Origin of the sequence: Halarcobacter mediterraneus (assembly GCF_004116625.1) — a bacterium.
Lineage (GTDB): Bacteria > Campylobacterota > Campylobacteria > Campylobacterales > Arcobacteraceae > Halarcobacter > Halarcobacter mediterraneus.
The window spans coordinates 564,531-590,996 of record NZ_NXIE01000002.1; the positions used below are offsets into that span (position 1 = coordinate 564,531).

Sequence of the window (26,466 nt, forward strand, 5' to 3'; positions counted from 1 at the left end):
TAATAAGGAAAATTATGGAAAATTATATTGCAAAATCTAAGAACTCAAAAGAAATACTAAACTCTGCTCACCTTCTTCAAAGTGTGAAAATAAATGCTTTGATTTATGGTGATAGTGGTGTAGGGAAAAAGTCCTTAGCAAAATATATTTTACCTAATGCTAGAGTATTTAAGGCTAAAAATCTTCAACAAGATATTAGTGATAATATAATTTCTATACAAGATACTGCAATTATAATTGATAAAATTGAGAATATAACAAATATAGAACTTCTTGTAAAGTGGATAAATGAAAATAATATTAGAGTTGTAGCTACTACTTTAAAACAAGACTTAAACTCCAAACTAACAGAACTATTTTCAATTACTATAGAGCTACCTGAATTAAAAGATAGAGAAGAAGATGTAAAGGAATTGATTAATAAGTTTTCTTCAGAAGCAAGTAAAACTTTAGATTTACCCTCTATTTCATCAAATAAACTTATGGTAAATATTTCTAATAATGCCCATAGTCTTAGAAAGTCTATATATTTTTCTTATCTTTTTGAAACAATAGGAGAAGATGAAATTTTAATGTTTATGGAAAACTATATGTTTTCAAATATGCAAGGAGAAACTTCATATAAAGATTTTATATATTTATTTGAAGTTCCTTTATTAAAAGCTGCAACTAAAAAATATAAATCTCAAGTTCAGATGGCTAAACATCTAGGTTTAAATAGAATTACTCTTAGAAAAAAACTTGATATACATAAGGTTTATTTAAATGACTGAATTAAATATCCAAATTGAAGAACTTATATCTGAAAAAGCAGAAGACTTTGAAATTTCAAAAGTATTTAGAAATCATTTTAAATCTTATGTTGCCTCTATTGATTCTGTTTTAGAGACAACAGGAGGAAAAGATTTTTTTGTAAAACATACAAAACATACAGATAAGTTCTTAATCCAATTATACAAATATATATTAAGAAAACATTTTGGCGATTATCAACCAATGAGTACTTCAATTCCTATTACATTAATTGCATTAGGAAGTTATGGAAGAGAACAACTTTGCATTTATTCTGATGTTGATTTATTAATTTTATATGAGGAAATACAAGGATATAACTTAAAAGTTATAATGGAGGAACTTGTAACCTTAGCTTGGGATTGTGGTTTAAAACTAGGTTCAAGAGTACATGAGATAAAAGAAATAGATTCTTCTGTAAAAGAGGATATAACTATAAAGTCTTCAATTTTAGAATCAAGAATGATTTATGGTTCAAAACATTTATGGTTTTCGTATCAAAATATCTTAAAAAAAATAAGAAAAACAAATCAAAAAGAGTTTGTCTTAGAAAAGCTTGAGGAACATAAAAAACGACTTTTAAAATATCCTTTAAAGATGGAACCAAATATTAAAGATGGTTTTGGAGGGATGAGAGAAGCAAATATGATTTTCTGGATGGCTACGATATCTTATGGAGTTAATGATATAAGACAATTAATAAATATAAGTTTCTCTGAAGAAGAATATAAAAGGTATAGAAGTGCCTTAGAATTTATATTTAGAGTTAGAAACTATTTGCATAGTATTTCAAAAAAGAAACTTGATATTGTAAACTTTGATGTTTTACCTGAACTTAGTTCTAAAATGGGCTTTAAAAATAGACCTCGACTAACAAAAGAGAGGCAGTGTATGTCTAAATTATTAGAATCACTTCATCGTGTACACTTTTTCTCAACTATTATGGTTAAAAAATTTACAAGAAAAATTCTTTTTGAAAAAGAAAATATTGCAAAACTTAGAAAATATAGATTTAAAAAAAATTTATATATTTATGATAATAGATTATATACCTCTTTTAATGCAAAACCAAAAACATTAAATGCCTTATTAAAGGAACTAATTTCTTTACCAAAAAATGTAAAACATTTTGACCGTTCATATATAGAGTATGCAAGAAAAACAAAGTTACCTACAAAACAAACAAAAGAGTTAAAAAGAATTATTAAACAACTTCTTTATAAAAACAATCTATATCCAATTATAAAGTTGATTTATAATGCAAGATTATTTCAAACAGTATTACCTGTTACAAAAAAGATAGTAAATCAACCACAATTTGACGGATATCATCAACATCCTGTTGATGTTCATTCTATTAAGACACTAAAAATGCTTGATAATATAAAAGATGATTATGTAAAAAAAATATTTGATTCTTTTGATGATAAGGAAAAAACTATTGTGAGACTTGCTTGTTTATTTCATGATGTAGGAAAAGGAAGAGTTACAGATCATCATATTGCTGGAGAAAAATTATTTAAAAATATGATGACTTCTTTTGATTTAGATAAAATACATATTCAACTAGGTAGTTTACTTGTTAGAAACCATAATATGATGAGTAAAGTTGCTTCAAGTGAAGATATTTATTCAGAAAAAGTAATCCTTGCTTTTACTGCACTACTTAAAACACGTCTAGCACTAAAAATGTTGTATGTAGTGACTTATGCGGATATTTCAGCAGTAGGAGATTCTGTTTATAAAAGTTCAACAGCTTCTTTACTAAAACAATTATATTTACAAGCTTTACCTGCATTTGAGAACACTCCACTATTAAGTGAGAATGCTAGAAGAATTGCAAAACAAAATAGAATAAAACAGTTAAAAAAATATAAAGAACTTTCAAATCTAATGAAAAAAAAGATCACATATATTGCCTCTAATCAGATGTTCTTAAAATGTAAAGCAGATGAAATACTTGATATTGCACTAAGAGCATATGAAGTAAAAGATTTCTCATATAAAATAATAAATAAAGACCAACTATCAATTAAAATCATTAGAAAAATACCTTTAAATTTAGCTTTTCTATTAGGGAAACTCGAATTCTTAAATATTTCTACAATGAATATATTTAAACTTTATGATGAAAAGAAATTTTTTGAAATAAATTTTTCTGAAAAAGTAGATGATGAAGATATTCCACTTATAGAACAAATTATTGAAAACTCTTTTGATATGTCTAAAAAAACAAAATTATTAATCCCTGAAATTGATAAAAAAGGTATTGAAATCAACTGTAACCATACTACATATTTAGCTTCAATGCAAGTTACAGCGAAAGACCAAAAAGGTTTATTTGCATATATTGCAAATGTTTTTGACGATTTTGATATTGAAATAGAAACAGCAAAAGTTAGTTCAATAAAAGGTATGGCAAAAGATTTATTTTTGATTGAAAAAAATGGAAACTTTTGCGGTAAACAAGATGATATAATTGAAAGTTTATCTACAAATAAAGAGTAAACTAACTCTTTATTTGTCCTCTTAAAATTAAATATATAAAAATAATATGACTAAAGCTATTCCTATAGAAGTTAAATATATACCTCTTTTTCTAAAACTATATTTTCCACTTACCATAAATATTGCAGAAATAGCTAAGAAGAACAATATTATTGAATATGCTAAAGCTAAATAAGACCATCTATCTTGGCTTGAAGATTTATGAGCTTTTATAAAAGTATTAATAATAGTAGGATATCCACTAATTGAATAAATAAGTTCCCCTGAGTTTTTATAATAAGTTACAAATTTCATATCTTTTTTTCTTGAAATCTGATACTTTATAAATTCATTATTATCTTCTATTAACTCGAATTTATCAAGTACTGCTTTTTTTGCAATATGAGTTGGTAAGCTAGTTTTATCTTTCTTTGAATATATTGAGATTATTTTATCTTCTAAAGACTCTTTTTCAATAGCTTTTTCTATTTTTTCTGTCAAAAGGTATTCTTTTTCAAAAAGGTGTAAATCCCTAAAAGATAATACAATTCCAGATAAAGAATAAATTATCGTAATTCCTATAACTAAATAACCTAAATCTCTATGCCATTCTCGTAGTCTTACTGACATTTTTTTCTTTTTTTTCATATACTCTCCACAGTAATTTTTTCTTCAGATAAATAAAGCTTGTAGTTATATCCAATTTTTATAAAGAATTTGTTAAATACCTTATTTTAAAAACTCTTTTACTTCCTCTTTATTAAGTAGTTTTCCACTACTTTTAACAATTCCATTTACTACTAATGCTGGTGTTGATAAAACTTGATATTCCATAATTTTAATTGGGTCATCTACTTTTTCTATTTGTGCAAATATTTTTTCATCTGCAATTGCTTGTTTTACATTTTGAAGTAATGCTTCACACTTTGTACAACCTGTACCTAAAATTTCAATTTTCATATTTTCTCCTTTTATTTATTCTCTTTTTTTAAATCACTATAATATTTTTGAACGATAGATAATCCATGAATTGATTCTTTATGTTGTTTAATAAATTCTGAATCTTTTGTAGTAGCATTTTCTATAGCTTTCATATGTTCTAAGATAACATCATCTAATAAACTACCAAAATTTATATTCATATTTTTAATATCCCATTCCCATTGATTTATAATCACTTTTCCAGTTTCTTCAGAAAGAGCTTTTGAAATACTAAAAATCACTTCATTAAAAACTTTTCCTCTAAAAATATCATTTTCAAGTTCTCTCGCTGTTTTATACATAGCTTCATTGAAACTTTTATCATTTGTAAGTTTTGTAGCAGTAAACATATCAGCTATTTGATTTGATTTATGTATAATAGGACTATTCCTAACCTGTTCTACTGTAACAGTACCTTGAGGGATATAATATTTTGCTAATTTTTCTGCTTGTTCATAAGAAAGACTATCCATCTCTTCTATAGTTATTTTATCATCTCTTAATATATCACGAATAATTTTTCTATCTTCTTTTGCTAAAGAATCCAAATAATGAAATTGGTCAACATATGTTAAATATTTCCCTTTTTCTTCAAGTTCTTTCTCTTGATTTAATAATAAAGAAAAAGAATTTTCCGAAGAATTCTCAATTTTTGATACTACTGTATTTTGATTATAATTTGAATATGGACTACTTGTTATTTGCATTTTTAATTCCTATTTAATAAGATTGTGAGGATGATTCTACTTCTTCACAAATTAAATAATACTTAATATCATTATATCTTATAAAATAGAGTTAAAAACAACTCCAACTATAAATATTGCCACACCTACCGTTCCAAAAAATATTGAAATAAGTTTCATTGACAATACTCTTTTTAAAATCAATGCTTCTGGAAGACTAAGTGCAACAACTGCCATCATAAATGAAAGTGCAGTTCCAAGCAACATTCCCTTTGAAGTAAGAACTTCAATAAGTGGTAACATTCCTGCTGCACTTGAATACATAGGTATTCCCATTATTACACCCATAAGTGGAGCCCACCAAGCATCTCCGCCTGCATACTTCACAATAGTTTCAGCTGGAACATATCCATGAATAAATGCTCCAATTCCTATGCCAATTATTACATAAATGTAAATCTTTTTAAAGATATCCATGCTAGATGCCCAAGCATCTTTTGCTCTATTTTGTAAACTTTGACTCTCTTCATTCTCATTTCCACAACAAGAAGCAACTGGTTTTACATCTATTAAAACCTCTTTTTCTAGATTCAAACTTCCTATTAATAGACCTGCTACTATTGCTAATAGAATTACTGTACCAATATAAAGAAGAGTAATCTTAATTCCAAAAAGAGAAAATAAAAGTGCAATAACAACCGCATCACTAAGAGGTGCTGAAATCAAATATGAGAAAGTTACTCCAAGGGGAATTCTTGCTTGTAAAAAACCTAAAAAAAGTGGTATGGCACTACAAGAACAAAAAGGAGTTAACATTCCAAAAAATGAAGCGAAGACATGACCTATTAGTTTATGTTTTCCACTTAGATAATCTCTTATTTTCTCAACAGGGAAATAACTTCTTAAAAAGCTAACTATATAAATAATAGTCACTAGAAGAATAAATATCTTAACTGTATCATAAATAAAAAAATGAAGTGCATCAGCTAAATGCTCACCCTTTGTAAGACCTAATGAATCATAAACTAAAAAGTCTACAAATTTTTCCCAATAGAAAAACATCTTATAAACCTAAAGCCTCTTTAACTTTTGGTAATAATTCAGATTCAATCTCTTCATATGTTTTAATAAATGCAGAAAAATCTTTTCCATCTGGATCTTCAAAACCAACATGAATAATCTTAGTTACCTTAGGAAACATTGGACAACTCTCATTTGCATGGTCACAAACAGTTACTACTAAGTCATACTCATTGTCTAAAACCTTATCAATAGTTTTTGAATGATATTCCTCTTTCCAAATACCTTTTTGCTCTAATAGTTTTTGTGCATTTAGATTAACTCTTCCACTTGCTTTTACACCAGATGAATCTGAACTTACACCATCTAACTTTGCGTTTATAAGTGCTTCAGCTATGATACTTCTACAAGAATTTCCTGTACATAAAATTAATACTTTTTTCATCAAAACTCCTAATTAATAATTTATACTAAAGTTAATAACACCACAAATAAAATAGGTGGAGTTACTATTAAACCAAATTTACTATATTGCCAAAAACCAATCTTCACACCCTTTTGTGATAAAACATGAAGCCAAAGGAGTGTAGCTAAAGAACCAAATGGTGTCATTTTAGGTCCTAAGTTACATCCAATAATATTTGCATAAGCTAATGTCTCATTTGGAATATCAGTTAAAGCAATATCCATAATCATAACCGTTGGCATGTTATTCATAATGGCACTTAAAAATGCAGAGATAAATCCTGTTCCTAAAATAGCAATCACATCACCTCTTTGAACTAAATCTTGTAAAATAGTTGCTAAATAATCAGTAAGACCTGCATTTTTTAAACCATAAACTACTATATATAAACCAATACTAAACCATACAACTTGCCAAGGTGCAGTTTTAATAGTAAGCCAAGCCCTTGCACTTTTTGTGTAACTTGCAATAGCTAAAAAGATTAATCCACCACCTAAAGCAAATACAGAAACAGGTAAGTCATAGTTGTCACCAACAAAATATCCTACTAAAAGTAAGGCTAGAAAAACCCAAGAAAATTTAAATAGTGTTTTATTTTTTAAAACATCATCTGGATTTTTTAGCAAACTTACATCTATTTCTCTTGGAATATCTTTTCGTAAAAATGCCCATAAAAAAGAGATAGTAACTACTGTACTTACAATATAGGGAACAAACATACGAGATAAATACTCCAAGAAACCTATATCAAAATAGTTAGCTGTTACTATATTTGTAAGGTTTGAAAAAACAAATGGTAAAGAAGCAGAATCACTAATAAAACCACCTGCAAGTAAAAAAGCTAAAATTGTCTTTGCATTTAGTTTAAGTATTCTCATTTTTGCTAATAAAATTGGTGTTAAAATTAATGCTGCTCCATCATTTGCAAATAGTGCTGAAACAAAGCTTCCAAGTAGTAGTGCATATACAAACATCAAATGTCCATTACCACGTGAGAGTTTTGCCATTTTAATAGCGCACCATTCAAAGAAACCAATATCATCTAGAACCATAGAAAGAAGAATAATTCCAATAAAGGCTAAGGTTGCATCCCAAACAATATCACTTACAACTAATACATCCTCAAAACTTACAACTCCAGCAATTAGAGCAACTATTGCTCCAAGTACTGCTGTAGTTCCTATTTGTAAGCCTTTTGGTTGCCAAATAACAAATATCAAAGTAACCAAAAAAATTGAACTTGCTAATATCATAAAATTTTTCCTATTTTAAAATCAATATATCAAGATACCTTGATGTATTATAGTAAAAAAAAGTAACCTTTTGGTTACTCTTCTTCCATATCTAATACTTCTTGTTTAAGAGTATAAATAAAAGTATCTACTTCTAATTCATCATATCTCTCAACTATTACAGGAGTTCTTTGAAACTCTTGACCTTCAAACTCATCTAAATAATCCCAGTTATCTATTAAATTTGATGAATAAAATAGATATCCATGAATTGTATCTTCTCCTGCATCAAGTCTAATCCCTGGATATCCCATCGAAGCTGACCATCCAGCATCAATAAGTCTTCCTTTTACCGTTGCAGGTACAAATTTACCTACAATATTTTCCAAAACATGTCCATTTGGACAGTTTGGCATAAGTGTTCCATAAACAAATAGTGTTTCAGTCATTATAAATTACAAGCCTTTGTTAAAATTGGAAGCTCAATATCTAAAGTCATAATCTCTTTTATTGAAGCTTGTCTAAACTCATCAAGGGGAGTTCTTACTGAATAATAAGCCCATCGCCCTTCTCTATCTACTCTTAAAAACCCTGCTTCTTTTAGTATCTTTAAGTGCCTTGATAGTCTTGATTGAATCATATTAAAAGAGTTTTCTAAATCGCATACGCAACATTTTCCATGAATATTTAAAAATTTTAATAATTTCACTCTAGTCTCATCATTTAATGCTGATACAGACTTTAAAAAAATTTCCATAAAAATATCCTATGTTTGTAATTATAAAAGTATATCATATTTTTCTTAATATATCAAGATATCTTGATATATTAATTTAAGAATCAGAGAATAAGAAAGAGGAATAAATCCTCTTAAATATTAAGATAGATTAGTTTTTATTTTTTCAGATAAAGCTTCAACAGTAAATCCAAACTCTTTGAAAAGTTCTCCTGCTGGTGCTGATGCTCCAAATGTATCCATGCCAAATACTTCATCTACAAATTTATAATACTCCATACCTCTTGCAGCTTCAACTGCAAATACTTTTGTATCAGGTTTGATGATTTTAGAGATATACTCTTTATCTTGCTCAATTAATAAATCAAAACAAGGAACCGAAACAATATTTGCTTTAATACCATCTTTTTCAAGCTCACAAGCAGTTTTAAGAGCTAAAGAAACTTCAGAACCAGAAGCCATAATTGTAACAGTTGCACCTTCTCTTTCTTTCAATAAATAACCACCATTTGATACATTACCATAAGCTTTTTCAGGTTTTAATACTTCTAAATCTTGTCTTGAACAAACAAATGCTGTTGGAGCAGACATCTTAAGAGCAACTTTCCAAGAGTCAACATTTTCAGTTGCATCAGCAGGTCTAAATGTATAAAAGTTTGGTAAAGCTCTAAATTGTGATAAGTGCTCAATTGGCTGATGTGTAGGACCATCTTCTCCAACACCAATTGAATCATGAGTCCATACAAAGTGTTGAGGAATAGAAGCTAATGCTGCAATTCTTGCACTTGGTTTTAGATAATCAGAAAATACAAAGAAAGTTGCAGAGAAAACTTTAAATAATCCATAAAGGTTCATTGCATTTGTCATTGCTGCCATTGCATGTTCTTTAATACCAAAATGGATATTTCTTCCATTTGGAAAGTCACCTTTATCTTTTAAATCAGTTTTATTTGATGGAGCTAAATCTGCACTTCCACCTAAAAAACCTGGTATTGCATCTGCAATCGCATTTAATATTTTATGGTTTGAAGATCTTGTTGCTACTTTAGTTCCTGCTTCAAACTCTGGAAAAGAAATTGCATCAAAATTAGGATTTTGTAATTCTTCAATTTTTGTTTTTGTTTCACTAGATAATGATTCAGCCCAAGTGTTTTCTGCTTCAGCACCTTTTACTAACTTATCAAATGCACCTTTTATATCATAAGGTACTACAAAAGTTTCATCGGGATTAAATCCTGCTTTTTCTTTTGAAGCTCTAATTTCATCTTCACCTAAAGGAGCACCGTGAGTGTGATGACTTCCTTCCATAGTAGCAGCACCTTTTCCAATAGCAGTATTAGCAATAATAAGTGTTGGTTTATCTGAAGCTTTTGCTGAAATAATTGCTTTGTCTATTTGATCAAAATTATGACCATCTACTTCTAATACTTCAAAATTAATTGCTTGGAATCTTTTCTTAACATTTTCAGACCAGGCAATAGAAGTATCACCTTCAATTGTGATTTCATTTGAATCATAGATAACAACTAAATTATCTAAATTTAAATGTCCTGCTGTTGCACATGCTTCGTAAGAGATACCTTCTTGTAAATCTCCATCTCCACAAAGACAATAAACATTATGGTTAATAACATCTTTACCTAAAATATTTTTTGCATATTTAGAAGCCATCGCAAATCCAACTGCATTTGCAATACCTTGCCCCAAAGGTCCAGTTGTAATCTCAATACCATGAGTATGTCCATATTCAGGATGCCCTGGAGTTTTTGAGTTATGCTGTCTAAACTCTTTCATATCTGCTATACTTACATCAAATCCCCAAAGATGTAATAAAGAGTATACTAAACCTGTAGCATGTCCTCCACTAAATACTAATCTATCTCTATTTAACCATTTATCATTTGATGGGTTTAAATTTAAGTGAGAGCTTAATACTGTAGCAATATCAGCCATTCCCATTGGTGCACCTGGATGTCCTGAGTTAGCCTTTTGAACCATATCTGCAGCTAAAAATCTGATTGTGTCTGCTTGTTTTTGAAGTAGTTGTTTTGACATAATTATCCTAAAATTGTAGTTTCTATTCTCTTAATTTTAGTAGATTATATCTAAAAATAGTTAAATGATTTTTGAAGTGTAATTGGAAAGTTTAAAAGAAAAGGATTTCTCCTTTTCTTTTTTATATATCTGATTCTATTGATACATCTTCATCTATTAGAACTTTTACATTTGATGTTGCGCCTGTTCCTTGATAAGAGTCGAATGTCTCTCCATTTATCTCCTCTTGTCCATTACTTGTCCAATTGTTCTCTCCACCTTCTAAGGCTATCTTATCTGATTCTTCTTCACTAAAGATTTTCAATTCTTCCTCTTCTTCTACAACTAATTCTTCTAAGTCTGGTGTTTGAACATTTGTATTTTCTTGAGTCTCTTCTTTATTTGTTTCTATTGTACTTAAATCTATTGATTCATTCTCTTCAATAATTAAGATACTATCTTCTGTAATTTCATTTTCTTCAATCTCTTCTTCAACTACTATTTCTTCTTCTGATTCAGATTCAGTATTAACAACTTCTTCATCTTCTTCATCCATTTCACTTACTGTTATTGTTTCAGAATCTTCATCTTCTTTTACTTCTTCTATTGCAGTTTTTTCTTCTGAATCATCAGTAGAAGATTCTTCATTTTCAGTTTCACTTACATTTGCTTCTACTATTTCTGAATCTTCATTTTCTTGAGAAATTGAAATTATATCATCAACTGTAATTCCTAGTTCACTTAGTGTGATTAAACTATCACTTCCTATTAAACTTGAATCTAACTGTGCTATTACTTGTCCTGCTGCATTTGTGAAAGTAATTACATCTCCTATATCATAAGAGAATTGTCCATTCTCATTTGTGATTCCTTCTATTCCTGAGCTTGTTGTATATGTAATCCCTGTTATTGCATCTATTCCAAATGTTGCTGTCATGATACTATCATCTATATGTTCATCGAATTCACTTGCATCTATATTTGCATATTGTTGTAACATCTCTTGAACATGATCCATTGCACTTTCTTCGTCAACATAAGTTTTACCTATACTTTCAATCAATGCTTTTACTTCACTTTCTGTTGCTGTTTGAAGGTTAATATATGAATTCACTAAAGAATCTCTTGTTTCTTGTGTTATTACTATATTATCTCCACTATCTGAGTCAATTGATTGTAAGAATGTTGCTAAATTTTCAAGGTATTCATCATTTAAATCTGTTTTATCTACATTTGCTATATCTTGTAAGAACACTTGTCCATTTGCAAGTTCTTGAGCCGTTACTACTCCTAGTACTACATTTCCTACACTAAAGGTTACACTATCTCCTTCTTTATAGCTAAAGTTCCCATTTGAGTCTGTTAATCCTTTTACTCCTGAAGTAGTTTCATAACTTACACCTTCAACTATTCCATCTATTAAGGTTGCTGTTAATGTATCAACTTCCACACCTTCATCTTCTGCTGTTGTATCAGTAATAAACTTAACTACAACATCACCATTTGCATCTGCTTGGATATCAAATGAATACTCTTCAGAATCAGGATTATATGTAACAACTTTTTCTTCTCCATTAATCTCAACAGTAAACTTATCCTTATGTCTTCCTGATGTTTCCCAATCTCCAAATTGACTTGCATCAAAAGCAACTGTTACCATCGAATTAGCATTTTCTAAACCAAATTCAAATGTTTGAATATTAGTATCATCACCAATCAATTCTACATCTGAACCAGATAAACTAGCTATTATACTATCAGAATCTGAATTCTGTGCAGAGTCCTGTTCATCTCTTGTCTCTGTTGATGTAGCAGTAATAGTTAAGTCAATATTTTTTGTACCTTCTGGTACTGTCATTTTTATGCTGTCACTAATTGATTTAGCATCTTCATAATCTGAAACTGTTATTTCCCATACTCCATTTCCTACTTCAACTATACTTGGAGAATTAAAAGTAGCTCCATTTGGAACTCCACTGATTTGAACACTTAAACTTTCACTTCCATCAATATCAGTTAAAGCTGCACTAAAATCTATATTATACTCATTTGAATTTGTTTGTGGTTCAGACCCAAGGTAACTACCATCTCCAAAAACTATAGTTTCCATTTGATTATATTGAATAGTTCCACCACCTACAATATCAGTTATAGAACCTTCTATCATACCATTATTATTCGTTTGCCAATTAACTTTATAGTCTGATTGATCACCACTTAAATAAAGTGTATCTTTTCCGTCTCCACCTAAGATATGAGTATTATCTGTAACAATATTATTTATTTTAATTACATCATCACCACTACCTAAGTCAATATTATTTGTTCCATTAATTTCTCCATTAATAATAATAGTATCATTCCCTTCACCTAAAGTAAGAGTAACCTGATTAATATCTTCATTTAAAATTAAAGTATCATTTCCTTCTTTTAAATCAATTTTATCATTCATTACTAATTCTTTATTAACTTCAATAATATCACTATCTGCTGTACCAACATTGTCAATTGAGTCTCCATCTTCAATCTTTGTAGAAGATCCTATAGTAGAATCATTTGAACTATCAATACTTATTGTAGTTGTTGGAGTATCTGCTACAGCTCTTACTTCAATAGTAGTTGAATATGTATCATCACTAAAGTTTCCTTCACCATCACCAACTGCAAAACCAAAGCTTCCATCTTCATCTGTATCTGCATTTGGTTCAAATACAACTTTTCCTGCACCAACATCTGCTAAAGAAAGAATTTGATTTTCAAAAATCTCAACTTTTGAATCTTCTGTAACTACATATGAATTTCCATCTTTATCTATTACTGTATCACCTGTTGTAACATTGATGAAAAGTTTTCCATTTTGTGGTAACTCAGTAATTTTGAATTCTTTTATATTATCTCCATACTCTCCAAAGTCTGTTTCTTCTAAAGTATAAGCTGTATCTTCATCAGTAATAATACTGTCATCAGTAGAACTTAATTCATCTTCCAAAGAAGATGAAAAATCAAATGTTTTTTCTGAAGTATTTACTTTTTCATAGTTTCCACCATTTACCTCTAATAGTTTTACTTCTACATTAGATAAATCTCCTAATTCGCTTGAATTAATTGATATAGTTCCTCTTCCTGTGGCATTTAATTCAACATCATACTCTTTTCCATTTATTTCGACTTTAGCTATTGCATCACCTTGAGGAGGATAGTTTTCATCTACTTGAATATTAAATGTAATTTGTCCATCAGAAGTTTCTATATCTGTTATTGTTGTATCAACTACTTCTGTATACACAATTTTATTAATTAAATAATCATCTACCCTAGTTGGAGCAGAAAACTCTACTTTATCAAAAGCTACAATATCTCCATTTGAATCTGGTAACTCAAAAGTAAATGATTCATCTACTTTATCAGAACTTCCTCTTGCTTCTACTTGTTTTATTTCATTTCCACTAGCATCAAAATATGTAACAAAAGCTTTTGTTGTACTTTGTCCATCACCACTAACCTCTGCATACCCTACAATATTTCCATCATCTATAAAAGTAATTTTTGCTGTTTCATGATTATTTCGCCAAGCAAAAGAAACATCTAATGAATTTACATCTTTTGTAGAACCATCATCATTTGTAAATTCAACGATGATTTTTTCATTCATTCCAAGTTCTCTAGTATCTCCATCTGAGTCATTTCTACTTTCTACTCCAAATCCATCATGATCTGTACCTGTAATAATTGATAAATCAGTCTCACCATAAGTTCCTATAGCAGTTATTTTAACACCAGTCGTTCCATCTGTTGCAGTAGTTACATCTATAACCTTAGGAGTTGTTGCTACAGCATCAATTGTTACATCAACAGGAGTAATAGTATCTGATATAGTTACAGTTGCTGTATCTTCAGTATTTAAATCTTTAAAACCTCCACCTTGAGTACCTGTAATTGTTACATCATATGATTCAGCATCAACATAAACATCATCTTCTTGAATATTAAATTCTGTTGACTCAACAATAGTTCCTGGTACATAATCTGTACCAAAAGTAACTGTTGAACCATTTGAAAGAGTAACTATAAAGTCTGTATTAGGAGTATGGTTTAATGTTGCTCCTATAGTTGCTACTCCTGATCCTTCTTCAACATTAACATCATTTAATATTACTATTGCTGTTGGTGTAACTTTTGTAATAGTAACATCTAAATTTGCAGACATACTATCTCCATCACCATCTGTAATAGTATAAGGGAAAGATATATTATTTATATCAAGTTCGTTACTTAATTCCGTAATTTTATATTGAGGATTATCACTATTTATTTCAGTTGCTTCAACTTTAATTACAGTTTGTCCTGCAATTGTACCAATTAAAGTAGTTCCATTAACACTCCATGAAATAGAAGAAGCATCATTCCCTGTTGCACTTGGTGTTTCCCAAGTAAAAGCTAGCTTACCACCATCTAATTTGATACCAGAACCATCTGCTGCACCATCTGCTCCAAAAGAGAAATCTAAAGAGCCAGTTTCAACAACTACAGTATCACTTAATGTTGAATCTAAATCATTAGCATCATTTACAATTATAACATCACTCGATGAATCAGAAATTTCATCTAAATATGTAGTTAAAGAATCATCTCCAATTCCTACTGAATACATTTTATCAATACCTAGAGCTAGCCAATCATTTACAATATCATCATTTACGTCTGTTTCATTACGACCATCCCCATCTCTTACATAACCTGTAATATATGCCCAATCATCCCAAGACCAATATGTATCCTCATGCATTCCATAAGTTGGTTCTCCATCTGAAATAAAGTAAGAAACTGTATCTCCATCCAATGGAGCAGGCTCATCTTCTAATGCATCCATGATTTTCAATAAGGCATCATCATAATTTGTTCCACCATTCGCACGTAAGCTATTTATTATAGAGATAGCTTCACTTGCATCTAACCAAACTGAACCTGTATTATTTGTTTCTACTTCACTATATCCACTAAATGTTGTTAAAAGAACTTTAACTTCACCTTGGTCTTCATATTTATTAATTAAATTTATAATAGATTCTTTTGCTAATGCAAGCTTATCATTCATACTTCCTGATAAATCAAGTGCTACAATTAAATTAACAGATGAAGGCTCAATATTAATTGTTGTTGAAGAATCATTTGCAGATGGCATATCATCTTCAATAGTAACAGAAACAGTACCATTTACAGGAGTATTAACTCCATCTGATAATGTTACATCAAAATCAAAATCTAGTGTATCTTCAACACTATTTACAGGATGATCAATAGAATCAGAAGTTGTTATTTTATATTCTACAGACGAAGGAATGTCTGTACTTGTTGAATTAAGTTCAGAGTCACCATTATTTAATTCTATTTTTATTACTTCTCCATTATTTGTACTACCCAGAGCAACAGCTTTATTTCCATTATCATAAGACCAAGATATTTCCTCTCCAGATGAACTTAAATTAGTTGGTAAGGTTGATAAATCAATTTCTAAAGTATGTACTAAACTATTACTATTTGAAGCAATTGTTAAAGTTCCAATATATGAATTTGAATTAGTTTGATCAGTATAATCAGGTCCTGTATAATTTGGATTCTTTTGATATCCATCTTCATTTCCTCCAGGTAAACCTTCATCTGAGACAACTGCCTTTGAATCTGAAACTGAAATAGAATCTGTTGAACCATTTATTGTGATTACTACTTCTGTTTGAGATGTTGTTCCATCTCCATCTTGTACTGTATATGTAAATGTCTCTGTTAATGTGTCACCATCATTTAATGCATTTACTGTTGGATTTGTATTATCTAGTGTATAGCTATATGTTCCATCTGCATTTAATGTTACTGTTCCATAGTTAGCTGTTGTACTATCCCATGATACGAAACTTACATCTCCATCGAATGGATCTGCTTCATTTGATAAGGTATCTCCTGAAACTGTTGTTATTGCTGAATCTTCTGTTAAACTATGTTCTTCACCTACTGCTTCAATCGTACTATCTGTTATTAAAATATCTAAGGTATCTACAGCTGATGTTTGGTTTAACGCATCTGTTACTGTTATTGCTATTGTATCTATTACACTATCTTCACCGGCACTATGGTCTTTTGGTTGATTTAGTACATACTCATAGCTTACTTCACCTGTTGACTCATCATATCCTGTGATTGTAAGTTGTCCACCCTCATCACTTGTTGTGATTTCTACTGGATTTGCACTTAAATCTTTAAGCTGTGCTTCTGTAATTGTAGTACCATCTACACTTATTGATTCTACTCCTGCTTCCGCTGCGATTGTAAATGTTCCACTTACTGCTGTTGTTGCATCTTCTGCAATTATATTATCGCCTACTTCTGCTGTTAAATCTGATACTTCTACTGTTGGTACAGAATCTGTTGAACCATTTATTGTGATTACTACTTCTGTTTGAGATGTTGTTCCATCTCCATCTTGTACTGTATATGTAAATGTCTCTGTTAATGTGTCACCATCATTTAATGCATTTACTGTTGGATTTGTATTATCTAGTGTATAGCTATATGTTCCATCTGCATTTAATGTTACTGTTCCATAGTTAGCTGTTGTACTATCCCATGATACGAAACTTACATCTCCATCGAATGGATCTGCTTCATTTGATAAGGTATCTCCTGAAACTGTTGTTATTGCTGAATCTTCTGTTAAACTATGTTCTTCACCTACTGCTTCAATCGTACTATCTGTTATTAAAATATCTAAGGTATCTACAGCTGATGTTTGGTTTAACGCATCTGTTACTGTTATTGCTATTGTATCTATTACACTATCTTCACCGGCACTATGGTCTTTTGGTTGATTTAGTACATACTCATAGCTTACTTCACCTGTTGACTCATCATATCCTGTGATTGTAAGTTGTCCACCCTCATCACTTGTTGTGATTTCTACTGGATTTGCACTTAAATCTTTAAGCTGTGCTTCTGTAATTGTAGTACCATCTACACTTATTGATTCTACTCCTGCTTCCGCTGCGATTGTAAATGTTCCACTTACTGCTGTTGTTGCATCTTCTGCAATTATATTATCGCCTACTTCTGCTGTTAAATCTGATACTTCTACTGTTGGTACAGAATTCGGCTCTGGTTCTGGTTCTGGCTCAGGTTCTGGCTCAGGTTCTGGTTCTGGTTCTGGCTCAGGTTCTGGTTCTGGTTCTGGTTCTGGTTCTGGCTCAGGTTCTGGTTCTGGTTCTGGCTCAGGTTCTGGTTCTGGCTCATTTGTTGATATTATAGTATCTGTATTTTCTCCACCGAAGTCAAGTGTCTGGTCATCAAATTCAGAACCTCGGTCTCTTCCCTCAACTCCATAAGTATTAACAGTAGGACCATCAATATTAAAAGGACTTGTAGAAGCATCTGAAGTTGCTCCTCCAGCTGCTGCAGCATCTAATTGTTCTGCTAACGAACCGAAATCATCTATGATAATTCCATTTTGATAATCTTCACCCTTATCAGTTTCAGCTAATAATTCTTTTAATTTAATAATTACATCATCACCTTTAAAATCAGGATTTAATGCTGTTGAATTTAACTCCTCAAGCCCTTCTTCATCGTTTATGATTCCAAGAACTGTTTTACTTTTTTGACCTGCAATAGAATTTGATTCTTTTATTAGGTCAGCCATACCTTCAAAATTAAAAATAAGTTTTTCATCATTTGAAGTAAAAACTAATTCAACAGATGACTCTCCATCTGTTAAATTAAATATGTGTTTTTTACCATCAAGATTTTCAAAATAAAATTGTTGTCCAGATTCTGGCTTAAAGTTAATATTCTCAGTTATATTTAGAACTTCTTTAGTTCCATCAGGGTTTTTAATTATTAATTTAATCATAGCTTAATCCTTTGATTTTTATCTCTACTTTAATTATATATAAAAAAAGTCTCTTTTTAGTCACTTTTTCTTTATATTTAGAAACTATAATTAAGAATTATTATTAAGCTAGTTTTTTGGGTACTTTAATTTTAAAAGAGGCTCCCTTTTCAGTATTTGATACTTCTAATTTACCATTCATATTATTTTCAATAATTAGTTTAGACATAAAAAGCCCCACCCCTGTACCATCTTTTTTTTCATGCGTAAAAAAAGGTTTAAAAATATCTTCTATATTATTTATTTTTATTCCTCCAGCATTGTCATCCACAGAAAGAATTGCAAATTCCTCATCTTCTGATAATGTTATAATTATTTTAGGTTTTAAGATTTGTCTATGTATTAAAACATCTTTTGCATTATTTATTATGTTTATTAATACTTGTGTATATTCATTTTTACAAGCATATAAAGTAGGATTTTTCTTAATTATAATATCAAGCATAATATCATTTTTCTTCAAACCTACACTTAAAATTCCCATTGAAGAATTAATCTGATCTGAAAGTTTGAATCTTACTTTTTCTTTATCATTAACAAAAAAATTTCTAAAGTCATCTATTGTATTTGACATATATTTAGTAATACTATTAAGTCTTTCAATAGAATCTAAAAGTTGAGTTTTACTTAATTGATTGTTAATCTCTAATTTTGCTTGAATAGGTATAAAAAGGGAAGAAAGCTCCATTAATGGTTGTCTCCACTGATGAGCTATGTTATTTAGCATTTCTCCCATTGCAGCCATTTTATTTTGCTGGAACATTATCTTATCTTTTTGTCTATTTTTTTCTACTTCAATAGCAACAAGTTTTTCTAATTTTTTATTTTCTTTTTCTAATTCTAGAAAATCATCAATTTTAGTTTGTCTCATCTCATCTTCTTTAATAATTTTGTCCAGTATGGAAAGAAGGTTTTACTATTTCATCACCTTCATCATTTATATATAAAATTTTTTCTTCTTTAATAACTTTTGCATAACCATTTGAGAAATCATACGCATAATCATATTTTGCAGAAGAAATAACATTACACTCTTTATCAATAAATCCCCACTTTTTATCAATAACAAATCTTGAATAATTATCAATTAAAGGATAGATTTCATCAAACTTTTCTTTTTCTTTAATCTTATTATCAATAAAACAACTCCATTTATTATTAGATTTAAGGAAAATAATTTCAGAAGTGTTAATAATATCACTATAAAGGATATCCCCTTCAAGTTCAAAATCAGTATTTAATAATCCATATTTATTATCTTTTTTTATGATAAAATATCCATTGTATTCTTTTGATATATATTCATATATAGGTTCAACTAATATTTTATTAGTTAAAGATACGATTCCATATTTATTATCTTTCTTTACGATTACATATCTATTCCCATTATAATTATGAAGCCAATGTAAATTAATAGGATGTAAATGTTCTGTTTTTATATTTTTATTTTTTTTATCAGAAGATATAAGTATTTCATCATATAAAGGAGGAATTATTTCTTTACCATTCTTTTGCAAAACTCCATATTTATTATTTTTTTCAACAATTACAAAACCATCTTTTGAGCTACAAGAAATAAAGAATAAGGCAATACTTAAACTTAATATTATAATTTTTATATTCATTTTATTTTCCTTACTTTTCTATTTTAAATTCAACTCTTCTTGATAATTCCACATTCTCACTTCCATCTTTATTAAGAATTAATTTCTTAGAAGAGAGACCCTTTGCAATAAAATTATCTTTTATAAAAGTTTTATCATCTTTATTTACAATACTTATTATATAATCATAAACACTGTCTGCTCTTTTTTGAGATAAAAGTCTATTCTTTTCAAATTTTTCTTCAAAAGTCCTAGCACTTTTGTACTTAGATGACGTATGTCCATCTATTGAAACTAAAGAAATATTCTCTTTATAATCTTTCACTATATTTATATATTTAGGAATAAATTTATCTAAAATATTTTTAAATGTTGGATTTAAATTAGTACTTCCTCTTTCAAATAATAAACTAGGATTTTTAAATCTAAAAATCAATTCATTATCTAAAATTTCTGCATTCCATTTTTTTAAATCGTCTTTAAATTCATTATTCAATCTTGTAGCTAAACTTATTTTTTTATCAATTTTTATAGTTTTCTTTACTAATGCTTTTTGCCCTTTTTTATTTATTGCCATTACTGCCAATAAATATTTACCATTTAATAACTTTCTATAATTTTTTACACACCATCTTTTTTCATCTTTATATAGCTGCCCTTCAAGTATAGTTTCCCCACCATCAAAAGAAGCTTGGACTCGTGAAACTGAAGAATCTAAAATATTACCGCAAATAGTAGGATTACTTTCAATTATTGTATTATAATTATCAATTGCTATAAGATCATGATATTTAACTTTAGTAGGGTTACATAGATATTCAGAGTTATCTGCTTTTATTAATTTACTGATATATACATTATTTAATTTCTGAGCATAATCTAAAGCTTTTTTACCATATTTATCTTCTACTAAAACATCTGCTTTATTACATACTAATAATTTAGATATTGAAGTAAAATTATTTTTTGTAGCATCAATTAAAGGTGTATCACCATACTTATCTTGAGTATTTACTTCTGCACCACTGTCAATAAGTAGTTTTACTATTTCTAAATGATTGAACCTTGAAGCAAGATGTAAAGGAGTGTAACCAAATCTGTCTTTTTTATTTAAAAGTTCTTTATTCTCTTTAATTAATGAATTTACTAACTCTTTATTATTGCTTCTTACAGCATTATGCAAAGGTTCTGAAACAAAAGAAGATTCCTTTTGCAGACTATTTTGCTTAGCGCATCCTATAAAAAATAAAGTTATTAAAATAACTATATAATTTTTCATTTTCAACTACCTTTCATGTAATGCATTTTGTTTTACTTTAAGAATTGGTTTTAGAATAAAATCTAAAATAGTTTTTTTACCTGTTATAATATCAACAGAAGCAATCATACCTGGAATAATAGGAAGTTTTTCACCATTTCTTTCTAAATAATTTTTTTCTGTTTTTACAATTACTCGATAATAACTTTTTCCATCTTTTGATTCTTTATCTATAATACTATCAGCAGATATCTCTACAATTTTAGCATCAAGTCCTCCATAAATAGAAAAATCATATGCTGTAATTTTAACAATTGCTTTTTGACTAGGATTTATAAAGGCAATATCTCGAGGATCAATTTTTGCTTCAACTAATAAAATATCACTTTGAGGAACAATCTCAACTAAATCCATTCCAGATTGAACAACACCACCTATAGTATTAAAATTTAAAGTTTTTACTATTCCATCAACAGGAGAACTAATAGTAGTTTTAGCAACTTTATCTTTATCGCCAACTAATCTAGCTTCAAATCTATTTATCATTCCTACTGTTTCTTGCAAAGTATTTGAAGCTTCTGCCCTAAAACTATTTAACTTTTCTAAAATCTTATTTTCTGCTTCTTGGATTGCTAATTCTGAACGCCTTACAGATAATAATGCAGCTTCTAAATCCCCGGCAGTTTTAGTATATTCTTTTTCTATATCCAATAAATCATATTTTGATTTTACACCTCTTTTAACTAATCTTTGTATAGTTACTTTTTGTTCTTTTATTAATGCAAAACTCTTTTTTAAATTTTTAATTGTATTTTCTATTTCTCTTAATTCTTGTTTTTTTTGTCCTAATTGAGTTTTTAGTACTTGTATTGTTGACTTTAACTCTTTAAACCTATTTTCTAATAATCTTTGTTCTAAGATATCATACCTTGAAAAATCTTCCATAACTTCTTTAGGGAATTTTAACTTAGGAATAGGCTTATTTATATCAATAATTGATTCTTTTTCTAATCTTTGCTTAACGGCTAATAAACTTATATATTCTTGTTTACTTTCTTCTAATGTTGCTTGAAATCTTGTTGTATCAATTTTCATTAAAGGAGCACCCTTTTTTACAATTTCTCCTTCTCTTACAAGAATTTCTGAAATAATACCCCCATCTAAAGATTGTACTCTTTGAATTTTATCAGAAGGAATAACTTTTCCACTTCCCCTTGCTAACTCATCAACCTTTGCAAAGTAAGCCCAAATAATTACAATTGAAAAAAAAGTAATTATAAAGAAAAAAGCAATATTTGCTATCTTACTAGGATTTTCATTTGCATGGGCATAACTTGTATAGATAAATTCTAAATCCTCATCTTTCTCTTTATTTAAACCATATAGCTTAGAAAGCCAATTAAACATTATTGTCTCCTATTTTTGATTTAAAAACTTCTTCTTTGGGACCATCAAAAACTATTTGACCATTTTCAACAATAATAATTCTTTCAACAAGTTGTAAAATTGAAGTTTTGTGGGTCACAACAATCAAGGTCTTATCCTCAATTATTTTCTCAATTTTATTAATAAATGCTTTTTCTGTTTGCCTATCCATTGAATTAGTTGGCTCATCAAGCATAATAATATTTGGATTTGAGATTAATGCTCTTGCCAAAGTCACTGATTGCCGTTCTCCTCCACTTAGTCCTTCACCTCTTTCTCCTACCATCAAATCAAATCCTGCTTCATGTTTACCTAAAAACTCATCAAGTCCAGCAATTTTAGAGACTTTTAATAACTCTTCATCTGCAACGTATTGCTCCCCAATAGTGATATTATCTTTTATTGTTCCCATAAATAAAAAAGGTTCTTGAGGAACACATCCCATTGCCCTTCTTAAATCAATTGGATCAATTTGTCTTGTATCAAGTTCATCAACTAAAACAGAACCAGAAGTTGGTTCATATAGATTCATAATTAATTTTAATAAGGTAGATTTTCCAGATCCAATTTTTCCTAAAATTCCTACTTTTTCACCTTCTTTAATTGTTAAATTTATATTTTTTAAAGTTTGGTGATTTTGGTCTTTATAAGCAAAGTTCACATCTTTTAATTCTATTTTTCCTTTTAAAATAGGTCTATTAATATATGTTTTATTTTCTTTTTCTACAGGCATTTTCATAACCTCATCAAGGTTTGATAAAGAAAGCATTGTTTTATCAAATTTAATAATAAGTCCTACAAGTTGAGAAACAGGGGCTATTACTCTTCCATTTAAAATCATTGAAGCAATTATTGCCCCCATAGTAACTTCACCTTCACTTGCTAAATAAACCCCTCCTGCAACAATTGCAATATTAGAAAATTGAGAGATAAAAGCTGTAAAGAAAGTTATACTTTGAGATAAAAAGTGTCCTTTATCAGTATAATGTATGGTTTTATTTACTGATTCTTCCCAGTTAGTTCTCATTCTATTCTGTGCTCTTACACTTTTAATAATCTCTAATCCTGTTACTGCTTCAATTAAAGTTGTTTGTTTTAATTGTTCTTCTTTAACTGATTTTTCTATTATTGTTTTAAGAGGTCTTTGCATATACCAAGAAACTAAAATAGATATAAGTACTGTTGCGATAGTAATATAAGCAAGTGGTCCTGAAATATAAAAAATAACTATTATAAAAATAATAACAAAAGGAAAGTCCACAAAAGCAGCAATTGTAGCACTTGTAAAGAATTCTCTTACACTTTCAAAAGATTGTAATCTACTAACAAATTGTCCTGTAGAAGCGGGTTTTGAATTTATTTTTATATTTAGAACATGATTGAAAATTTTATTGGAAATTATAGTATCTGTTCTAGTACTAGCTATTCCTAAAAAATAGGAACGTAAAATTTTTAAAATAAAATCAAAAAGCATTACTAAACTAATCCCAATAAATAATGCCCACATAGTTTCAATAGCATTATTAGGTAATACTCTATCATAAACATTCATCGTAAATAAAGGAGTTGCCAAAATAAAAAGGTTAATAAATAAAGATACTAATATAACCTGCTTATATATTCCTTTGTTTCGAAAAAGTGTCCCCCAAAACCATTCTCTTGGACTGTCAACCATAATATCTTTTTCAACTCTATTGTTGAAATTAAATTCTGGTTTTATAATAATGAGTTCCCCTGTATACTCTGAATTTAATTTCTCTAAAGTCATTTCTGTTTCACCGGAACTAAGTCCTGGTAAAATTACTTTTGCTATTCCTGATTCTTCATCATAATCAAGAAGTACACAGGATCTATTTTTTTCAAGAAGTAAAACAGCAGGAAGAGCTAATTTTGTCAATTTTGTAATTTTTCTTTTTACTGTTTTACATACCAAGCCTATTCTCTTTGCAGATTCAATAAACATATAAACATCTAAGGACCTATTATGAATCGGTAGATTGAACTTTAATGATTCTGCAGAAGCTTCTCTCTTATAATATTTAGAAAGAAAAACTAAACATTCTAACAAGGAATCAACAGTTCTTCTATCTTTTAGAGTATTTAAATTTTGGTCTAAGTCTTTTGTATTTTCTTGCAATTTGGAACCTTGATTAATCAATTGATTTCTAAGTCTAACAATATATCACTATATAGCTTATTTTTACAGAAAAGAAGAGATAAAGATGTATTATCTACATCTTTATCTTTATATGAAGTCTTAATTTTGCTATTTATCTAGTTCTAATTCTTTTCTTATTAACTCACTATCCTCATCACTAATTAATCCGTCTAACTCCATTTCCAAAGTATTCTCATTTTTCTTAGGTTTATATTCAACCACTCTTGGAGGAATATTTATACAATCTTGGTTTGATGAATATAAAATCGAATCAGTTAAACCAGAAAGATTATACATTAAATCATAATAATTATTTAAACGAGAAAATTCTATTTCTATCAAAGTTTTTGTAGATTCATACAATTCACTTTCTGCATTTAGAATATCAACAAAGGTTCTTGTACCAGCTTGAAACTCATCTCTATAAACCTCTACAATATTAACATTTGCTGCTACATATTTTTTCAATTCATTAATTCTTTTTTCCAATGTATAATGTTTATTATATAAAGACTTTACTTCCGCTACAACTTCTGCTGTTATATCATCTAAAGTTTTCTTTTGTTCTTGTAAAAATAGTTTTTCTTGTTCTGAAGTAGTTTTATCTTTATTTCCATTAAACAAATTCCAGCTTAAATTTATTCTCGCATACTTTTCATCTTCTCTTCCGTCTTCATTTAGTTCTAAATCATTATCTAAAGAAGCTTTAAGTTCTAAGTCAATAGTAGGTAAAAAAGCTGCATTTGCTTGGGCGATTTTTTCTCTTTGTAATTTAATTTTTTGAATTTGTTCTAATATTTTATGATTTGAAATAACTGCTACTTTAATAGCTTCATCTAAATTTTTAGGTAATTTAGTTTCATCAATTCCAGGTCTACATGTTTTATCTTTTATTTCTTTTCCAACTAATCTATAATATGTAGCCAAAGAACTTGTTCTAGTTTCATTTTCTTCTATATATCTATCTTTAGTAAAATGTAATTTAGAAGAAACCTGATAAGTTTCTAAAACTTCGCCACTAATTTCTTCTTGCTGTTTTGCAGTTACTAAATTTTCTTCATTAACTTTAATCATTGATTCTGTTAATTTAAGTATTTCATCTGATTGTACAAGAGAATTATATGCTTTTACTGTTTCTAATACTGTATTTTCAATAACATTTAAACTTCTATATTTATTAGATAGCTCTTGATATTTAGTTTCTGCAACTTGTGCAGGGGTTAAACCTCCATCATATATATATTGTTTAAATATAATTGCAGCATTATATCCATTTTGTGTTTCCCATTTTCCATCATTTTCTACACTATCTCTATTTCTTCTTATTTTTCCATCTTGATAATATGCTTCAATATCTATAGTAGGAAGATAGCTTCCTTTTCTTTCATCAACATATTTTCTAAAAGCTTCTTGATTTCTTCTTTCAGCAATTACATTTGGATTTGTATTTATTACTTCTTGAACACTATCCCTTAAACTTGTAGCAGATAAAGAAGAAGCAAATATTACAATAAACATCTTCAAAAAAATAATTTTTTTGACTTTCTTATACATTTTTTACCTCCGTTTTTGACCCTTTTGAAAATTTTAATTTGCAAAATGAGTTATTTTATTATATACTTAAACTTAATTTTACCATAAAAAGATTATT

At 28.8% G+C, this 26,466-nt stretch carries 18 protein-coding genes; 2 read left to right on the forward strand and 16 right to left on the reverse strand.

Features of this window, described 5'->3' with window-relative positions; translation table 11 throughout:
* Positions 1-14: 14 nt before the first annotated feature.
* Both CP965_RS06930 and CP965_RS06935 read left to right on the forward strand, forming a co-directional pair.
* Positions 15-773: a sigma 54-interacting transcriptional regulator gene (locus CP965_RS06930; RefSeq protein WP_129061352.1), complete on the forward strand. Its 759-nt coding sequence runs from the start codon at positions 15-17 to the stop codon at positions 771-773.
* Complete coding sequence (locus CP965_RS06935) at positions 766-3,300, forward strand: [protein-PII] uridylyltransferase family protein (protein WP_129061353.1); 2,535 nt, start codon at positions 766-768, stop codon at positions 3,298-3,300. The genes CP965_RS06930 and CP965_RS06935 overlap by 8 nt, the downstream gene beginning before the upstream one ends.
* Before the next feature lie 27 nt (positions 3,301-3,327).
* Here the strand turns inward: CP965_RS06935 and CP965_RS06940 are convergent, their stop codons facing one another.
* From CP965_RS06940 to CP965_RS07015, 16 genes are all read right to left on the reverse strand, one after another.
* The gene (locus CP965_RS06940; protein WP_129061354.1) at positions 3,328-3,927 is read right to left on the reverse strand and encodes a hypothetical protein; all 600 of its coding nucleotides are present in this window, start codon (positions 3,925-3,927) and stop codon (positions 3,328-3,330) included.
* A gap of 81 nt (positions 3,928-4,008) precedes the next feature.
* A complete protein-coding gene (locus tag CP965_RS06945; protein ID WP_129061355.1) occupies positions 4,009-4,239 on the reverse strand; it encodes a thioredoxin family protein in 231 nt (76 codons plus the stop codon).
* A gap of 11 nt (positions 4,240-4,250) precedes the next feature.
* Positions 4,251-4,967 (reverse strand): hypothetical protein, encoded by a 717-nt coding sequence (locus CP965_RS06950; protein WP_129061356.1) that lies wholly within the window; start codon positions 4,965-4,967, stop codon positions 4,251-4,253.
* A 78-nt stretch (positions 4,968-5,045) separates the two neighbouring features.
* On the reverse strand, positions 5,046-6,008 hold the full coding sequence (locus tag CP965_RS06955) for a permease (protein WP_129061357.1): 963 nt from the start codon (positions 6,006-6,008) through the stop codon (positions 5,046-5,048).
* A gap of 1 nt (position 6,009) precedes the next feature.
* Entirely contained in the window at positions 6,010-6,411 is a 402-nt protein-coding gene (locus tag CP965_RS06960) for an arsenate reductase ArsC (RefSeq protein WP_206732266.1), read from the reverse strand.
* A 20-nt stretch (positions 6,412-6,431) separates the two neighbouring features.
* Positions 6,432-7,685 carry an arsenic transporter gene (locus CP965_RS06965; protein WP_129061359.1) on the reverse strand — a complete coding sequence of 418 codons (1,254 nt, stop codon included), beginning with the start codon at positions 7,683-7,685 and terminating at the stop codon, positions 6,432-6,434.
* Positions 7,686-7,759: 74 nt separating this feature from the next.
* Positions 7,760-8,113, reverse strand: a complete 354-nt coding sequence (locus tag CP965_RS06970; protein WP_129061360.1) for a gamma-glutamylcyclotransferase family protein — start codon at positions 8,111-8,113, stop codon at positions 7,760-7,762.
* Complete coding sequence (locus CP965_RS06975) at positions 8,113-8,421, reverse strand: ArsR/SmtB family transcription factor (RefSeq protein ID WP_129061361.1); 309 nt, start codon at positions 8,419-8,421, stop codon at positions 8,113-8,115. The genes CP965_RS06970 and CP965_RS06975 overlap by 1 nt, the downstream gene beginning before the upstream one ends.
* A 120-nt stretch (positions 8,422-8,541) precedes the next feature.
* A complete protein-coding gene (tkt, locus tag CP965_RS06980) occupies positions 8,542-10,455 on the reverse strand; it encodes a transketolase (protein ID WP_129061362.1) in 1,914 nt (637 codons plus the stop codon).
* A gap of 121 nt (positions 10,456-10,576) precedes the next feature.
* Positions 10,577-18,328 carry a VCBS domain-containing protein gene (locus CP965_RS06985; RefSeq protein WP_129061363.1) on the reverse strand — a complete coding sequence of 2,584 codons (7,752 nt, stop codon included), beginning with the start codon at positions 18,326-18,328 and terminating at the stop codon, positions 10,577-10,579.
* Positions 18,329-18,431: 103 nt separating this feature from the next.
* Positions 18,432-19,238, reverse strand: a complete 807-nt coding sequence (locus CP965_RS06990; RefSeq protein ID WP_129061364.1) for a sensor histidine kinase — start codon at positions 19,236-19,238, stop codon at positions 18,432-18,434.
* A gap of 10 nt (positions 19,239-19,248) precedes the next feature.
* Positions 19,249-19,995 carry a WG repeat-containing protein gene (locus tag CP965_RS06995; protein ID WP_129061365.1) on the reverse strand — a complete coding sequence of 249 codons (747 nt, stop codon included), beginning with the start codon at positions 19,993-19,995 and terminating at the stop codon, positions 19,249-19,251.
* A 10-nt stretch (positions 19,996-20,005) separates the two neighbouring features.
* Positions 20,006-21,253 (reverse strand): ankyrin repeat domain-containing protein, encoded by a 1,248-nt coding sequence (locus CP965_RS07000; protein ID WP_129061366.1) that lies wholly within the window; start codon positions 21,251-21,253, stop codon positions 20,006-20,008.
* A gap of 6 nt (positions 21,254-21,259) precedes the next feature.
* Entirely contained in the window at positions 21,260-22,639 is a 1,380-nt protein-coding gene (locus CP965_RS07005; RefSeq protein WP_129061367.1) for an HlyD family type I secretion periplasmic adaptor subunit, read from the reverse strand.
* The gene (locus tag CP965_RS07010) at positions 22,632-24,794 is read right to left on the reverse strand and encodes a type I secretion system permease/ATPase (RefSeq protein WP_129061368.1); all 2,163 of its coding nucleotides are present in this window, start codon (positions 24,792-24,794) and stop codon (positions 22,632-22,634) included. Before CP965_RS07010 ends, CP965_RS07005 begins: the two co-directional genes overlap by 8 nt.
* Positions 24,795-24,923: 129 nt before the next feature.
* Positions 24,924-26,369 (reverse strand): TolC family protein, encoded by a 1,446-nt coding sequence (locus tag CP965_RS07015; RefSeq protein ID WP_206732267.1) that lies wholly within the window; start codon positions 26,367-26,369, stop codon positions 24,924-24,926.
* Positions 26,370-26,466: the final 97 nt, after the last annotated feature.

Bases quoted from the DNA above. Each gene is read 5' to 3' on its own strand.
- CP965_RS06995 (WP_129061365.1), bottom strand. From the start codon at position 19,995: ATGAATATAAAAATTATAATATTAAGTTTAAGTATTGCCTTATTCTTT.
- CP965_RS07015 (WP_206732267.1), bottom strand. From the start codon at position 26,369: ATGTATAAGAAAGTCAAAAAAATTATTTTTTTGAAGATGTTTATTGTA.
- CP965_RS06945 (WP_129061355.1), bottom strand. From the start codon at position 4,239: ATGAAAATTGAAATTTTAGGTACAGGTTGTACAAAGTGTGAAGCATTA.
- CP965_RS06990 (WP_129061364.1), bottom strand. From the start codon at position 19,238: ATGAGACAAACTAAAATTGATGATTTTCTAGAATTAGAAAAAGAAAAT.
- CP965_RS06930 (WP_129061352.1), top strand. From the start codon at position 15: ATGGAAAATTATATTGCAAAATCTAAGAACTCAAAAGAAATACTAAAC.
- CP965_RS06985 (WP_129061363.1), bottom strand. From the start codon at position 18,328: ATGATTAAATTAATAATTAAAAACCCTGATGGAACTAAAGAAGTTCTA.
- CP965_RS07000 (WP_129061366.1), bottom strand. From the start codon at position 21,253: ATGAAAAATTATATAGTTATTTTAATAACTTTATTTTTTATAGGATGC.
- CP965_RS06960 (WP_206732266.1), bottom strand. From the start codon at position 6,411: ATGAAAAAAGTATTAATTTTATGTACAGGAAATTCTTGTAGAAGTATC.
- CP965_RS07005 (WP_129061367.1), bottom strand. From the start codon at position 22,639: ATGTTTAATTGGCTTTCTAAGCTATATGGTTTAAATAAAGAGAAAGAT.
- CP965_RS06950 (WP_129061356.1), bottom strand. From the start codon at position 4,967: ATGCAAATAACAAGTAGTCCATATTCAAATTATAATCAAAATACAGTA.
- CP965_RS06965 (WP_129061359.1), bottom strand. From the start codon at position 7,685: ATGATATTAGCAAGTTCAATTTTTTTGGTTACTTTGATATTTGTTATT.
- CP965_RS06940 (WP_129061354.1), bottom strand. From the start codon at position 3,927: ATGAAAAAAAAGAAAAAAATGTCAGTAAGACTACGAGAATGGCATAGA.
- CP965_RS06935 (WP_129061353.1), top strand. From the start codon at position 766: ATGACTGAATTAAATATCCAAATTGAAGAACTTATATCTGAAAAAGCA.
- CP965_RS06955 (WP_129061357.1), bottom strand. From the start codon at position 6,008: ATGTTTTTCTATTGGGAAAAATTTGTAGACTTTTTAGTTTATGATTCA.
- tkt (WP_129061362.1), bottom strand. From the start codon at position 10,455: ATGTCAAAACAACTACTTCAAAAACAAGCAGACACAATCAGATTTTTA.
- CP965_RS06970 (WP_129061360.1), bottom strand. From the start codon at position 8,113: ATGACTGAAACACTATTTGTTTATGGAACACTTATGCCAAACTGTCCA.
- CP965_RS06975 (WP_129061361.1), bottom strand. From the start codon at position 8,421: ATGGAAATTTTTTTAAAGTCTGTATCAGCATTAAATGATGAGACTAGA.